The sequence below is a fragment of the Pseudomonas arvensis genome, from assembly GCF_056688935.1.
Genome location: NZ_CP162038.1, coordinates 5,601,676 through 5,616,359, shown reverse-complemented (window position 1 = coordinate 5,616,359; position 14,684 = coordinate 5,601,676). Strand labels below are relative to the sequence as shown.

The following is a 14,684-nucleotide window of genomic DNA, read 5'->3' as shown; positions in this document are numbered from 1 at the left end:
GGCAGGCCTGTCGGTTGGGTCAGCGTGGCCAGCGCAATTGTGCGGCCTGCTCGCGCGCCTTGCGGTATTCGGCATCCAGGCGGGCAACGAGTTCATCGACGCTGGGCAAATCATCAATCTCACCGACGCCTTGACCGGCGGACCATACGGTCTTCCACGCCTTGGCTTCGTCGCCCAGCGGCTTGAGCTTGGAACCGAAGTTGACTTCGCCTTTGCCTTGCAGGGCAGCGAGGTCGAACCCGGCATTTTCCAGGCTTTGGCGCATAAAGCTAGCGGGAACGCCGGAGACTGCGGGAGTGTGCACGATGTCGGCGGCGCGCGATGTGAGCAGCATCTCTTTATAGGCATCTGGGGCGTGGCTTTCGGTGGTACCGATAAAACGCGTGCCGAAATACGCCAGGTCCGCACCCAGCAATTGTGCGGCGAGGATCTGGTGCCCGTGATTGAGGCACCCAGCCAGCAGCAGGGTTTTGTCGAAGAACTGGCGAATCTCGGCAATCAGTGAGAACGGGCTCCAGGTACCGGCATGGCCGCCGGCACCCGCAGCCACGGCAATCAGGCCATCTACACCCGCCTCAGCGGCTTTTTCGGCATGGCGACGGGTAGTGACATCGTGAAACACCAGGCCGCCATAGCTGTGCACGGCATCTACCAGCTCTTTTACCGCGCCCAAACTGGTTATCACAATCGGCACCTTGTGCTCGACGCAGATTGCCAGGTCCGCCTCCAGGCGCGGGTTGCTGTTGTGCACGATCAGGTTGACGGCATACGGAGCGGGGTCATCCAGTTGCGCCAGGCCCGCTTCAATTTCCTCCAGCCAGGCCTTGAAGCCACTGCTCTCGCGCTGGTTAAGCGCGGGAAAGCTCCCGACCACACCATTGCGACAGCAGGCCAGGACCAGTTGCGGGTTGGAAATCAGGAACATCGGCGCCACCACCACGGGCAGGCGCAGACGTTGTTCAAGCAGAGCGGGCAGCGACATTGGAGGTACCCCGAGTAATTGAAGTTAGAACGGTTTGACCACGACCAAAATTACGATAGCCAGCAATATCAGAACCGGTACTTCATTGAACCAGCGATAAAAGACATGGCTGCGGGTGTTTTCGCCACGGGCGAAGCGTTTTACCTGCGCGCCGCACATGTGGTGATAGCCGATCAACAGCACGACCAGGGTCAGCTTGGCGTGGATCCAGCCGCCGGACTGAAAGATGCTTGGGTTGAGGTAGATCAGCCAGGCACCGAATACCAGGCTGGCGATCATCGCCGGCCCCATGATGCCGCGGTACAGCTTGCGCTCCATGATGCTGAAACGTTCCTTGCTCACCGTGTCTTCGCTTTGGGCGTGGTAGACGAACAGGCGCGGCAGGTAGAACAGCGCTGCAAACCAGCAGACGATGCTGACGATGTGGAGGGCTTTGATCCATAGATAGAGCATTTCTAGTTATTCCCAGGTTCACGGTAGCCGAGATAGTAGTGGCTCATACGTCCATACGTCACGTTGACGGTTGTCGCAGGACGATACGGCCCCTATTATCGACGGCTTTCCAGTGGTTCGTTGAGGGCAGGTTTATGGTCAAGGTCGGTATCGTCGGCGGCACGGGTTACACCGGTGTCGAATTGCTGCGTCTGTTGGCTCAGCATCCGCAAGCTGAGGTGGTGGTCATTACCTCCCGATCCGAGGCTGGCCTGGCCGTGGCCGATATGTACCCGAACCTGCGAGGCCACTACGACGGCCTGGCGTTCAGCGTTCCGGACATCAAGACCCTTGGCGCCTGCGACGTGGTGTTCTTTGCCACGCCTCATGGTGTTGCCCATGCGCTGGCAGGTGAGTTGCTAGGGGCTGGCACCAAGGTGATCGACCTGTCGGCGGACTTCCGTCTGCAGGATGCCGATGAATGGGCCAAATGGTATGGTCAGCCACACGGCGCGCCTCAGTTGTTGGAAGAGGCGGTGTACGGCCTGCCGGAAGTCAATCGTGAGCAGATCAAGCAGGCGCGCCTGATTGCGGTGCCGGGTTGCTACCCAACCGCGACGCAACTGGGCTTCCTGCCGTTGCTTGAAGCTGGGCTGGCGGATGCTTCGCGCCTGATCGCAGACTGCAAGTCCGGCGTCAGCGGTGCAGGCCGTGGTGCGGCGGTAGGTTCTTTGTACTCCGAGACGTCGGAAAGCATGAAGGCCTACGCGGTAAAAGGGCATCGTCATTTGCCGGAAATCCGCCAGGGCCTGCGTCGTGCTGCCGGTAAGGACGTGGGCCTGACCTTCGTGCCGCACCTGACGCCGATGATCCGTGGTATTCACTCCACGCTTTACGCAACCGTGGTTGACCGTTCGGTAGACCTGCAGGCGTTGTTTGAAAAGCGCTACGCCAATGAGCCGTTCGTCGACGTAATGCCAGCGGGCAGCCACCCGGAAACCCGCAGCGTGCGCGGCGCCAATGTGTGCCGGATTGCGGTGCATCGTCCGCAGGATGGTGATCTGGTCGTGGTGCTGTCGGTGATCGATAACTTGGTCAAAGGCGCGTCGGGCCAGGCGGTGCAGAACATGAACATCCTGTTCGGACTGGACGAGAAGTTGGGTTTGTCCCACGCAGGCATGCTGCCTTAAGGCGGTTTAGCGGCTAGGCAAAAGGCCCGTCGAACGGGCCTTTTGTGTTTCTAATGGCGGCGAAGAACATTGATATACCGTAACAATAGTTGACCGATTTTCTAGGAGAAGCGGATAATGCCCGCCATTACGCATATGGCGGCGCTACGCCGGGAGATTATCAGCATGAGCGTTGAATCCTTCACCCCCACGGCTTTGCAATTCACCCACGGTGCTGCGCACAAGGTGAAGAGCCTGGTCGATGAAGAGGGTAATGATCGCTTGAAGCTGCGCGTATTCGTTACGGGCGGCGGTTGTTCAGGGTTTCAGTACGGCTTTACCTTCGATGAAGATGTGGCTGACGATGACACCATCGTTGAGCGCGAGGGCGTGAGCCTGGTTGTCGACCCGATGAGTTTCCAGTACTTGGCAGGCGCCGAGGTGGATTATCAGGAAGGTCTGGAGGGTTCGCGTTTCGTGATCAAGAACCCTAATGCCACCACTACCTGCGGTTGTGGGTCTTCGTTCTCGATCTGATCGAGAGTGGATGCAAAAAAACGCCGCTTGGCTTTCATGGGCCAAGCGGCGTTTTGCTGTCTGGGATTCAGGCGGGATAGATCGCGCCCAACACCCGCAATCCGCGTGCGCCAGTGACGCTGGGTCGGTTGGCGGCAATGCTTTCCAGGCAGCAATGGGCCAGCCAGGCGAAGGCCATGGCTTCGACCCAGTCAGGGTCTACGCCGTAAGTGGCGGTGCTGCTGACCTGAGTAGATGGCAGCAGGGCAGCCAGTCGCTTCATCATGGCGGTGTTATGTGCGCCGCCACCACAGATCAAGAGCGTTTCTGTCTGCGGTTGTGCCGATTGCAGGGACTCGACGATGGTCAGAGCGGTCAATTCCAGCAGGCTCGCCTGTACATCTTGTGGGGCGAAGGCTGGTAGGCGGCTCAGGTGCTGTTGCAGCCATCCCAGGTTGAACACTTCGCGGCCGGTGCTTTTTGGGCCTTTGGTCAGGAAGAAGGGATCGCTGAGCAGTGCGTTGAGCAACTGAGGTTCTACTTTGCCGCTGGCTGCCCACTGGCCGTCGCGATCAAAGTGTTCGCCGCGTTGTAGATGAATCCAGGCATCAAGCAAGACATTGCCCGGGCCGCAGTCGAAGCCGGCTACGGGCTTGCCGGTCTCAATCAGGCTGAGGTTGCTGAAACCGCCTACGTTCAGTACCGCACGATTGCCGGTGCTTTCGCCAAACAATGCTTCATGAAACGCGGGTACGAGCGGCGCGCCCTGGCCACCGGCGGCGACATCGCGGCTGCGGAAGTCGCTTACCACGGTGATGCCCGTCAGCTCGGTGAGCAGGGCTGGGTTGCCGATCTGCACGGTAAAGCCCCGGGCGGGTTCGTGGCGGATGGTCTGGCCATGGCTGCCGATCGCGCGGATGTCCCGAGGCTTGAGGTTTTGCTGTTCGAGCAGCGTACGAATGCCTTGGGCTGCGAGGGTAACCCAGTGCTGCTGGGCGATCGCTGAGCGGGCAATCTCATCCGGGCCGCTGGCGCACAGGCTCAGCAGCTCTGCGCGCAGGGCGTCAGGCATCGGTGTGTAGTGCGTGGCGATCAGATTGACTGCCGCGCCCTGTTCAACCAGAGCGATGTCCAGGCCATCCAGGCTGGTCCCGGACATCACGCCTATATAGAGCGGCATGGCTTAACGCTTCGCCGAAGCCAGCAGGGTGGACCGCTCTTGGTCCATGCGTGCCATCAGCGGCTGGCTTTGTTGCATGAAGCGCGCACGCTCTGCTTTGGCAATTGGGTCGGCCATCGGTAGTTTCTGACCCAATGGATCGACGTGTACGCCGTTGACCTGGAACTCGTAGTGCAAGTGCGGTCCGGTAGAGAGGCCAGTGGTGCCGATATAACCGATCACTTGGCCCTGCTTCACGTTGCCGCCCGTCTTCACGCCCTTGGCGAAGCCTTGCATGTGGCCATACAAGGTACGGTAAGTGTTGCCGTGCTGGATGATCACGGTGTTGCCGTAACCACCGCGACGGCCGGCCAGCAGGACCTTGCCATCACCCGCAGCCTTGATCGGCGTACCGCGTGGGGCGGCATAGTCGACGCCTTTGTGGGCGCGGATTTTGTTCAGAATTGGATGCTTGCGACCCATCGAGAAACGCGAGCTAATGCGAGCGAAGTCCACCGGGGTGCGGATGAAGGCCTTGCGCATGCTATTGCCATCGGCGGTGTAGTAGCTGCTGTTGCCTTGTTTATTGGTGTAACGCACGGCGGTGTAGGTCTTGCCGCGGTTGGTGAAGCGTGCGGAGAGGATGTTGCCTGTGCCGACCACTTTGCCGTTGGCGACTTTTTGCTCGTAGATTACGTCGAATTCGTCACCCTGGCGGATGTCTTGAGCGAAGTCGATGTCGTAGCCAAATACGCTGGCCATGTCCATGGTCATGCTATGGGACAACCCGGCGCGGGCAGCGGATTGCGACAGTGAACTGTTGATCACGCCGTGAACGTAGGCGGAGCGCATCACCGGTTTGGCGGTGATGCGATTGAAGGCGAAGCCTTTGGCGCCTTTGGTCAGGGAAATGCTTTCGAGGTCGCTGACATTACTGTGCAGGTTGTTCAACTGGCCGTCGGGCGTCAGTTCGAACTCAAGCTTCTGGCCGTGTTTCAGTTGGGTGAACTGCTTGGCTTGTTTGTCGCTCGCCAGCACGTCGTTTACGGCGGAAGCGGGAAGGCCAACTTTCTCGAAAAGGGTCGAAAGCGTATCGCCTTTTGCGACGATCACTTCGCGGTGCTGAGGATTCTTGGCAGCGTCTGCGAGGGGCTTTTGCGTTTCCTTAGCGGCCTGTTGGGTTTCTTCGGGCGTGTTTTCTATCTGCGCGAACGGCGATTCAGACGGGGCATTTGTGGCTTGTTGAGCGTCGGAAGCGTCTTGATCTTGTGTCAGTTGTTCAACTGGACTCTCCAAGTCAAGGCTCAGGGATGTTCGTTTGGCTTCTACGTCACTGGAAGGAAATACCAGGAGTGCCAGGCTAAGAAGGGCGGCGATACCACTTGCAGCGAGCAGGTGGGTCTTCGGGTAAAGCGGCGGCGCTTTAGACGGTTCAGTGGTCATAGGTAATTTTGACTTTGAAGATGAAATGGAAAAGATGAATGACATGATGAAGATGAAATAACTGTATAAAATATAACCAAATCATCTGTGGCGCAAGCTCGCGAACGCTGGGCTTGCTGAACGGTGTCCGTGCGCAGGGCAAAACTTGTAATTAGTCCCTGATCTTGTATGGTTGGTTCCCTTTTGAATCTGAGCCTTGCGGGTCTGTTATGAAGTCGGTTGAAGAGCAGCTAGCGCTGATAAAACGTGGTGCGGAAGAACTGTTGGTCGAGTCCGAGCTGATCGAAAAGCTCAAGCGTGGCCAGCCCCTGCGTATTAAGGCTGGCTTCGATCCGACGGCGCCGGATCTGCACCTTGGTCACACCGTGCTTATTAATAAGCTGCGTCAGTTCCAGGAGTTGGGGCATCAGGTCATCTTCCTTATAGGTGACTTCACCGGGATGATCGGCGATCCGAGTGGCAAGAGTGCGACGCGCCCGCCCCTGACCCGCGAGCAGGTTCTCGACAATGCCGAGACCTACAAGACTCAGGTGTTCAAGATCCTTGATCCGGCCAAGACCGAAGTAGCGTTCAACTCCACCTGGATGGACCAGATGGGGCCTGCGGACTTCATTCGCCTGACCTCCCAGTACACTGTTGCGCGGATGCTTGAGCGCGACGATTTCGATAAGCGCTACTCCACCAATCAGCCGATCGCTATTCATGAGTTCCTGTATCCGCTGGTCCAGGGCTATGACTCGGTGGCATTGCGTGCCGACGTGGAGCTGGGTGGGACCGATCAGAAGTTCAATCTGCTGATGGGGCGTGAGCTTCAGCGTGCGTATGGGCAGGAGGCGCAGTGCATTCTGACCATGCCGCTGCTGGAAGGGTTGGACGGCGTCAAGAAGATGTCCAAGTCCCTGGGTAACTATGTGGGTATCCAGGAGGCGCCGGGTGTGATGTACGGCAAGCTGGTCTCCATTCCTGATGCGCTGATGTGGCGTTACTTCGAGCTACTGAGCTTCCGCTCCATGGATGAGATCAATGCGTTGCGTGCAGATGTCGAGGCTGGCGCCAACCCGCGTGATGTGAAGATCAAGCTGGCCGAAGAGATTGTTGCGCGTTTCCATGGTGAGGAGGCTGCGGCCAGTGCTCACCGTGCAGCGGGTAATCGTATGAAGGATGGCGAACTGCCGGATGATTTGCCTGAGGTCGAGCTGACTGCTGGCGAGGCTATGCCTATTGCTGCTGTCCTTAATAAGGCAGGCCTGGTCAAGAACTCGGCCGTAGCGCGCGACCTTCTGAATTCTGGTGGTGTGCGTATAGATGGTGAAGTGGTAGATCGCACCTTTATATACGAGCTGGGCGCGACCCATGTTTGCCAGGCGGGGAAGAAGGCGTTTGCGCGTATTACGCTCAAATCCGAATAAGGTTGAAGTTAAGGGTTGACGGCGAATTATATCTGTCTATAATTCGCCCCACTTCCGGCGCAGTCGAAACGGAAAACTCCTTGGTGAACAATGAGTTACGCAGTTTTCGGCAGCAGGTTGCTTCAGTTCATCGAAGCCAAAAGGAAGTTGAAAAAGAGGTGTTGACAGCAGCGTGTAACGCTGTAGAATTCGCCTCCCGCTGATGAGAGATCTGAAGCGCAAGTGGTTGAAGTTGTTGAAGAAATCTTCGAAAGCTTCTGAAAATAATCACTTGACAGCAAATGAGGCTGCTGTAGAATGCGCGCCTCGGTTGAGACGAAAGATCTTAACCAACCGCTCTTTAACAACTGAATCAAGCAATTCGTGTGGGTGCTTGTGGAGTCAGACTGATAGTCAGCAAGATTATCAGCATCACAAGTTACTCCGCGAGAAATCAAAGATGTAACCAACGATTGCTGAGCCAAGTTTAGGGTTTCTTAAAAACCCAAAGATGTTTGAACTGAAGAGTTTGATCATGGCTCAGATTGAACGCTGGCGGCAGGCCTAACACATGCAAGTCGAGCGGTAGAGAGAAGCTTGCTTCTCTTGAGAGCGGCGGACGGGTGAGTAATGCCTAGGAATCTGCCTGGTAGTGGGGGATAACGTTCGGAAACGGACGCTAATACCGCATACGTCCTACGGGAGAAAGCAGGGGACCTTCGGGCCTTGCGCTATCAGATGAGCCTAGGTCGGATTAGCTAGTTGGTGGGGTAATGGCTCACCAAGGCGACGATCCGTAACTGGTCTGAGAGGATGATCAGTCACACTGGAACTGAGACACGGTCCAGACTCCTACGGGAGGCAGCAGTGGGGAATATTGGACAATGGGCGAAAGCCTGATCCAGCCATGCCGCGTGTGTGAAGAAGGTCTTCGGATTGTAAAGCACTTTAAGTTGGGAGGAAGGGCAGTTACCTAATACGTGATTGTTTTGACGTTACCGACAGAATAAGCACCGGCTAACTCTGTGCCAGCAGCCGCGGTAATACAGAGGGTGCAAGCGTTAATCGGAATTACTGGGCGTAAAGCGCGCGTAGGTGGTTTGTTAAGTTGGATGTGAAATCCCCGGGCTCAACCTGGGAACTGCATTCAAAACTGACTGACTAGAGTATGGTAGAGGGTGGTGGAATTTCCTGTGTAGCGGTGAAATGCGTAGATATAGGAAGGAACACCAGTGGCGAAGGCGACCACCTGGACTGATACTGACACTGAGGTGCGAAAGCGTGGGGAGCAAACAGGATTAGATACCCTGGTAGTCCACGCCGTAAACGATGTCAACTAGCCGTTGGGAGCCTTGAGCTCTTAGTGGCGCAGCTAACGCATTAAGTTGACCGCCTGGGGAGTACGGCCGCAAGGTTAAAACTCAAATGAATTGACGGGGGCCCGCACAAGCGGTGGAGCATGTGGTTTAATTCGAAGCAACGCGAAGAACCTTACCAGGCCTTGACATCCAATGAACTTTCTAGAGATAGATTGGTGCCTTCGGGAACATTGAGACAGGTGCTGCATGGCTGTCGTCAGCTCGTGTCGTGAGATGTTGGGTTAAGTCCCGTAACGAGCGCAACCCTTGTCCTTAGTTACCAGCACGTAATGGTGGGCACTCTAAGGAGACTGCCGGTGACAAACCGGAGGAAGGTGGGGATGACGTCAAGTCATCATGGCCCTTACGGCCTGGGCTACACACGTGCTACAATGGTCGGTACAGAGGGTTGCCAAGCCGCGAGGTGGAGCTAATCCCATAAAACCGATCGTAGTCCGGATCGCAGTCTGCAACTCGACTGCGTGAAGTCGGAATCGCTAGTAATCGCGAATCAGAATGTCGCGGTGAATACGTTCCCGGGCCTTGTACACACCGCCCGTCACACCATGGGAGTGGGTTGCACCAGAAGTAGCTAGTCTAACCTTCGGGAGGACGGTTACCACGGTGTGATTCATGACTGGGGTGAAGTCGTAACAAGGTAGCCGTAGGGGAACCTGCGGCTGGATCACCTCCTTAATCGACGACATCAGCTGCTCCATAAGTTCCCACACGAATTGCTTGATTCATTGAAGAAGACGATAAAGAAGCAGCCCGAAATTGGGTCTGTAGCTCAGTTGGTTAGAGCGCACCCCTGATAAGGGTGAGGTCGGCAGTTCGAATCTGCCCAGACCCACCAATTTTGTGTGGGAAACGCCTGTAGAAATACGGGGCCATAGCTCAGCTGGGAGAGCGCCTGCCTTGCACGCAGGAGGTCAACGGTTCGATCCCGTTTGGCTCCACCACTACTGCTTCTGTTTGTTGAAAGCTTAGAAATGAGCATTCCATTGTGATGATGGTGAATGTTGATTTCTAGTCTTTGATTAGATCGTTCTTTAAAAATTTGGGTATGTGATAGAAAGATAGACTGAACGTTACTTTCACTGGTAACGGATCAGGCTAAGGTAAAATTTGTGAGTTCTCTTAATTGAGAAATTCGAATTTTCGGCGAATGTTGTCTTCACAGTATAACCAGATTGCTTGGGGTTATATGGTCAAGTGAAGAAGCGCATACGGTGGATGCCTTGGCAGTCAGAGGCGATGAAAGACGTGGTAGCCTGCGAAAAGCTTCGGGGAGTCGGCAAACAGACTTTGATCCGGAGATGTCTGAATGGGGGAACCCAGCCATCATAAGATGGTTATCTTACGCTGAATACATAGGCGTAAGAGGCGAACCAGGGGAACTGAAACATCTAAGTACCCTGAGGAAAAGAAATCAACCGAGATTCCCTTAGTAGTGGCGAGCGAACGGGGACTAGCCCTTAAGTGGCTTTGAGATTAGCGGAACGCTCTGGAAAGTGCGGCCATAGTGGGTGATAGCCCTGTACGCGAAAATCTCTTAGTCATGAAATCGAGTAGGACGGAGCACGAGAAACTTTGTCTGAATATGGGGGGACCATCCTCCAAGGCTAAATACTACTGACTGACCGATAGTGAACTAGTACCGTGAGGGAAAGGCGAAAAGAACCCCGGAGAGGGGAGTGAAATAGATCCTGAAACCGTATGCGTACAAGCAGTGGGAGCCCACTTTGTTGGGTGACTGCGTACCTTTTGTATAATGGGTCAGCGACTTATTTTCAGTGGCGAGCTTAACCGAATAGGGGAGGCGTAGCGAAAGCGAGTCTTAATAGGGCGTCTAGTCGCTGGGAATAGACCCGAAACCGGGCGATCTATCCATGGGCAGGTTGAAGGTTGGGTAACACTAACTGGAGGACCGAACCGACTACCGTTGAAAAGTTAGCGGATGACCTGTGGATCGGAGTGAAAGGCTAATCAAGCTCGGAGATAGCTGGTTCTCCTCGAAAGCTATTTAGGTAGCGCCTCATGTATCACTGTAGGGGGTAGAGCACTGTTTCGGCTAGGGGGTCATCCCGACTTACCAAACCGATGCAAACTCCGAATACCTACAAGTGCCGAGCATGGGAGACACACGGCGGGTGCTAACGTCCGTCGTGAAAAGGGAAACAACCCAGACCGTCAGCTAAGGTCCCAAAGTTATGGTTAAGTGGGAAACGATGTGGGAAGGCTTAGACAGCTAGGAGGTTGGCTTAGAAGCAGCCACCCTTTAAAGAAAGCGTAATAGCTCACTAGTCGAGTCGGCCTGCGCGGAAGATGTAACGGGGCTCAAACCATACACCGAAGCTACGGGTATCACGTAAGTGATGCGGTAGAGGAGCGTTCTGTAAGCCTGTGAAGGTGAGTTGAGAAGCTTGCTGGAGGTATCAGAAGTGCGAATGCTGACATGAGTAACGACAATGGGTGTGAAAAACACCCACGCCGAAAGACCAAGGTTTCCTGCGCAACGTTAATCGACGCAGGGTTAGTCGGTCCCTAAGGCGAGGCTGAAAAGCGTAGTCGATGGAAAACAGGTTAATATTCCTGTACTTCTGGTTATTGCGATGGAGGGACGGAGAAGGCTAGGCCAGCTTGGCGTTGGTTGTCCAAGTTTAAGGTGGTAGGCTGAGATCTTAGGTAAATCCGGGATCTTAAGGCCGAGAGCTGATGACGAGCTAACTTTTAGTTAGCGAAGTGGTTGATGCCATGCTTCCAAGAAAAGCTTCTAAGCTTCAGGTAACCAGGAACCGTACCCCAAACCGACACAGGTGGTTGGGTAGAGAATACCAAGGCGCTTGAGAGAACTCGGGTGAAGGAACTAGGCAAAATGGCACCGTAACTTCGGGAGAAGGTGCGCCGGTGAGGGTGAAGGACTTGCTCCGTAAGCCCATGCCGGTCGAAGATACCAGGCCGCTGCGACTGTTTATTAAAAACACAGCACTCTGCAAACACGAAAGTGGACGTATAGGGTGTGACGCCTGCCCGGTGCCGGAAGGTTAATTGATGGGGTTAGCTAACGCGAAGCTCTTGATCGAAGCCCCGGTAAACGGCGGCCGTAACTATAACGGTCCTAAGGTAGCGAAATTCCTTGTCGGGTAAGTTCCGACCTGCACGAATGGCGTAACGATGGCGGCGCTGTCTCCACCCGAGACTCAGTGAAATTGAAATCGCTGTGAAGATGCAGTGTATCCGCGGCTAGACGGAAAGACCCCGTGAACCTTTACTATAGCTTTGCACTGGACTTTGAATTTGCTTGTGTAGGATAGGTGGGAGGCTTTGAAGCGTGGACGCCAGTCTGCGTGGAGCCAACCTTGAAATACCACCCTGGCAACTTTGAGGTTCTAACTCAGGTCCGTTATCCGGATCGAGGACAGTGTATGGTGGGTAGTTTGACTGGGGCGGTCTCCTCCTAAAGAGTAACGGAGGAGTACGAAGGTGCGCTCAGACCGGTCGGAAATCGGTCGTAGAGTATAAAGGCAAAAGCGCGCTTGACTGCGAGACAGACACGTCGAGCAGGTACGAAAGTAGGTCTTAGTGATCCGGTGGTTCTGTATGGAAGGGCCATCGCTCAACGGATAAAAGGTACTCCGGGGATAACAGGCTGATACCGCCCAAGAGTTCATATCGACGGCGGTGTTTGGCACCTCGATGTCGGCTCATCACATCCTGGGGCTGAAGCCGGTCCCAAGGGTATGGCTGTTCGCCATTTAAAGTGGTACGCGAGCTGGGTTTAGAACGTCGTGAGACAGTTCGGTCCCTATCTGCCGTGGACGTTTGAGATTTGAGAGGGGCTGCTCCTAGTACGAGAGGACCGGAGTGGACGAACCTCTGGTGTTCCGGTTGTCACGCCAGTGGCATTGCCGGGTAGCTATGTTCGGAATAGATAACCGCTGAAAGCATCTAAGCGGGAAACTAGCCTCAAGATGAGATCTCACTGGAACCTTGAGTTCCCTGAAGGGCCGTCGAAGACTACGACGTTGATAGGTTGGGTGTGTAAGCGCTGTGAGGCGTTGAGCTAACCAATACTAATTGCCCGTGAGGCTTGACCATATAACACCCAAGCAATTTGCGTCGAAAGGCCAGATTGCGGTGTGTGAAGACGAGATGAACCGAAAGTTCGACGCTCACAAGACACCGAAAGCTATCACATACCCAATTTGCTGAAGCGAGGCCAACAGGCCGCGACTCAGTACCCGAATTTCTTGACGACCATAGAGCATTGGAACCACCTGATCCCATCCCGAACTCAGTAGTGAAACGATGCATCGCCGATGGTAGTGTGGGGTTTCCCCATGTGAGAGTAGGTCATCGTCAAGATTAAATTCCAGAACCCCATTTGCGAAAGCAGATGGGGTTTTGTTTTGGGCGGTCGGAAAGTCCGGCGCGCTGCTCGGAGTGCGCTTCAATGCTAAGCGTCCGCCTTTCTATGCAATGCCCCTGCGCATGGCTATCATGCGTGCCTCATTGTGAGGCGATACTTGCATGCTGACGTTGTTAGAACTTCTGAAAGATGGCCGGTTCCATTCCGGAGAAGCGCTTGGTGCTGCCCTGGGCGTTAGTCGCAGTGCTGTTTGGAAGCAGCTCCAGCACCTTGAAGCCGAATTGAATCTGCCCGTTCATAGGATTCGAGGGAAGGGGTATCAATTGGCTTCTCCTCTTGTTTTCTTGAGCGCTGCGGAAATTCGGCAACATGCGCCTGCTTTGGCGTGGCCTATCCATGTCTACGATTCCATCGACTCAACAAATGCTGAAGCTTTGCGCCTTGCGGGTGTCGAGTGCGCAACCCCCTTCCTAGTGCTTGCGGAACAGCAAACGGCGGGAAGAGGCAGGCGTGGTCGAAAGTGGGTCAGTCCGTTTGCTCAGAATGTGTATTACAGCCTCGTCTTGCGTATTGAGGGCGGTCTGCGGCAACTGGAGGGGCTAAGCCTTGTGGTTGGGTTGGCAGTCATGCAAGCCCTACGTGAATCGGGAGTTCAGGCTGCTGCTTTGAAATGGCCTAACGACGTCCTCGTTGGACATAAGAAAATTGCCGGGATCTTGCTGGAACTCGTAGGGGACCCTGCGGATATCTGCCACGTTGTCCTTGGAATAGGTATCAACGTCAATATGCAGAAGGCTGATGAGGTTGACCAGCAATGGACATCGGTGCAGTTGGAGACGGGCTCTCCTGTTGATCGCAATTCGTTGGTTGCCCGTCTTGGTCTGCAGTTGCAGCGGTACCTGGATCGGCACAGGGCATTAGGTTTTGCCGCGCTTCAGGATGAATGGGAGGCAAGCCATGCTTGGCAGGGCAGGGCGGTGTCGCTCATGGCCGGTGTCAATGAGGTCGATGGATTTGTTCTGGGCGTTGATCGTCAAGGTGCGTTGCGCTTAAGTGTCGATGGCATTGAGAAAATATACAGTGGTGGTGAGTTAAGCCTGAGGTTGCGTGATGATTCTTGAGCTCGACTGTGGGAACAGCTTTATCAAGTGGCGTGTGCTCGGTTCGAGTCTGGCTGGTGTAGCGATAGAAGGTGTGGCAAGTTCTGATGAGGCATTGGTTGATAGTCTACTGGCGGTGCCTGGCCTGTTGCTGACGCGTTGCCGGCTGGTGAGTGTGCGTGCGCTGGAGGAGACAGACAAGCTGGTCGCGGCGCTTGTGGATGCATTTGGTGTTGCTGTTACCTGCGCTGCTTCGGCTCGTGAAATGGCTGGGGTGCGTAACGGCTACGAAGATTTCGAGCGCTTGGGGCTCGATCGCTGGTTGGCGATGCTTGGTGGATTTAAGTTGGCATCCGGCGCTTGCTTGGTTCTGGACTTTGGTACGGCGGCGACGGCAGATTTTATAGCTGCGGATGGAGAGCACCTGGGGGGCTTCATTTGTCCGGGTATGTCTCTCATGAGGAATCAGCTGCGAACGCATACGCGCAAGATCCGGTATGGCGATGCCGCCGCTGAAAGGGCCTTGGAGTGCCTGTCACCTGGTCGCACCACGGTCGAAGCTGTAGAGCGGGGCTGTACGTTGATGCTAAGAGGGTTTGTGCTGACCCAGTTGGAGCTGGCCAGGAGCTACTGGGGCGATGACTTCACCGTGTTCTTGACAGGCGGCGACGCTGATCTGGTATTGGATGCTGTGCCGCAGGCTCGGCTCGTTCCTGATCTGGTTTTCGTTGGTTTGGCGATGGCGTGCCCGTTATCTTGAGGTGT

General features: G+C 55.2%; 9 protein-coding genes, 2 tRNA genes and 3 rRNA genes. 10 read left to right on the top strand and 4 right to left on the bottom strand.

Annotated features, from left to right (window positions below):
* Positions 1 to 19: 19 nt before the first annotated feature.
* Positions 20 to 982: an NAD(P)H-dependent flavin oxidoreductase gene (locus tag AB3G88_RS25550; RefSeq protein ID WP_099585645.1), complete on the bottom strand. Its 963-nt coding sequence runs from the start codon at positions 980 to 982 to the stop codon at positions 20 to 22.
* A 24-nt stretch (positions 983 to 1,006) separates the two neighbouring features.
* Complete coding sequence (hemJ, locus tag AB3G88_RS25545; RefSeq protein ID WP_480452172.1) at positions 1,007 to 1,435, bottom strand: protoporphyrinogen oxidase HemJ; 429 nt, start codon at positions 1,433 to 1,435, stop codon at positions 1,007 to 1,009.
* Between the two features lie 134 nt (positions 1,436 to 1,569).
* On the opposite strand from hemJ, the gene argC reads away from it, so the two are divergent.
* Complete coding sequence (gene argC / locus AB3G88_RS25540) at positions 1,570 to 2,604, top strand: N-acetyl-gamma-glutamyl-phosphate reductase (protein ID WP_480452170.1); 1,035 nt, start codon at positions 1,570 to 1,572, stop codon at positions 2,602 to 2,604.
* A 165-nt stretch (positions 2,605 to 2,769) separates the two neighbouring features.
* A complete protein-coding gene (erpA, locus tag AB3G88_RS25535; protein ID WP_003176443.1) occupies positions 2,770 to 3,120 on the top strand; it encodes an iron-sulfur cluster insertion protein ErpA in 351 nt (116 codons plus the stop codon).
* A 67-nt stretch (positions 3,121 to 3,187) separates the two neighbouring features.
* Here erpA and AB3G88_RS25530 read toward each other — a convergent pair whose 3' ends face one another.
* Together AB3G88_RS25530 and AB3G88_RS25525 are read right to left on the bottom strand one after the other, a co-directional pair.
* On the bottom strand, positions 3,188 to 4,279 hold the full coding sequence (locus tag AB3G88_RS25530; protein ID WP_099585643.1) for an anhydro-N-acetylmuramic acid kinase: 1,092 nt from the start codon (positions 4,277 to 4,279) through the stop codon (positions 3,188 to 3,190).
* 3 nt (positions 4,280 to 4,282) lie between these two features.
* On the bottom strand, positions 4,283 to 5,701 hold the full coding sequence (locus AB3G88_RS25525) for a peptidoglycan DD-metalloendopeptidase family protein (RefSeq protein ID WP_400528990.1): 1,419 nt from the start codon (positions 5,699 to 5,701) through the stop codon (positions 4,283 to 4,285).
* 209 nt (positions 5,702 to 5,910) lie between these two features.
* Here AB3G88_RS25525 and tyrS point away from each other — a divergent pair, with 209 nt between their 5' ends.
* From tyrS to AB3G88_RS25485, 8 genes are all read left to right on the top strand, one after another.
* Positions 5,911 to 7,110: a tyrosine--tRNA ligase gene (gene tyrS, locus AB3G88_RS25520; RefSeq protein WP_112192556.1), complete on the top strand. Its 1,200-nt coding sequence runs from the start codon at positions 5,911 to 5,913 to the stop codon at positions 7,108 to 7,110.
* A gap of 496 nt (positions 7,111 to 7,606) precedes the next feature.
* A 16S ribosomal RNA gene (locus tag AB3G88_RS25515) occupies positions 7,607 to 9,143 on the top strand.
* Positions 9,144 to 9,226: 83 nt separating this feature from the next.
* Positions 9,227 to 9,303: transfer RNA gene (locus AB3G88_RS25510), tRNA-Ile, on the top strand.
* Positions 9,304 to 9,333: 30 nt separating this feature from the next.
* Positions 9,334 to 9,409: transfer RNA gene (locus tag AB3G88_RS25505), tRNA-Ala, on the top strand.
* Between the two features lie 247 nt (positions 9,410 to 9,656).
* Positions 9,657 to 12,548: ribosomal RNA gene (locus AB3G88_RS25500) — 23S ribosomal RNA — on the top strand.
* Positions 12,549 to 12,699: 151 nt separating this feature from the next.
* Positions 12,700 to 12,815, top strand: a 5S ribosomal RNA gene (rrf, locus tag AB3G88_RS25495).
* Together the 16S, 23S and 5S rRNA genes with 2 tRNA genes alongside form the textbook arrangement of a ribosomal RNA operon.
* Before the next feature lie 165 nt (positions 12,816 to 12,980).
* Positions 12,981 to 13,940, top strand: a complete 960-nt coding sequence (birA, locus tag AB3G88_RS25490; RefSeq protein ID WP_480452167.1) for a bifunctional biotin--[acetyl-CoA-carboxylase] ligase/biotin operon repressor BirA — start codon at positions 12,981 to 12,983, stop codon at positions 13,938 to 13,940.
* Positions 13,930 to 14,679, top strand: a complete 750-nt coding sequence (locus AB3G88_RS25485) for a pantothenate kinase (protein ID WP_480452164.1) — start codon at positions 13,930 to 13,932, stop codon at positions 14,677 to 14,679. Before birA ends, AB3G88_RS25485 begins: the two co-directional genes overlap by 11 nt.
* The last annotated feature ends 5 nt before the right edge of the window (positions 14,680 to 14,684 follow it).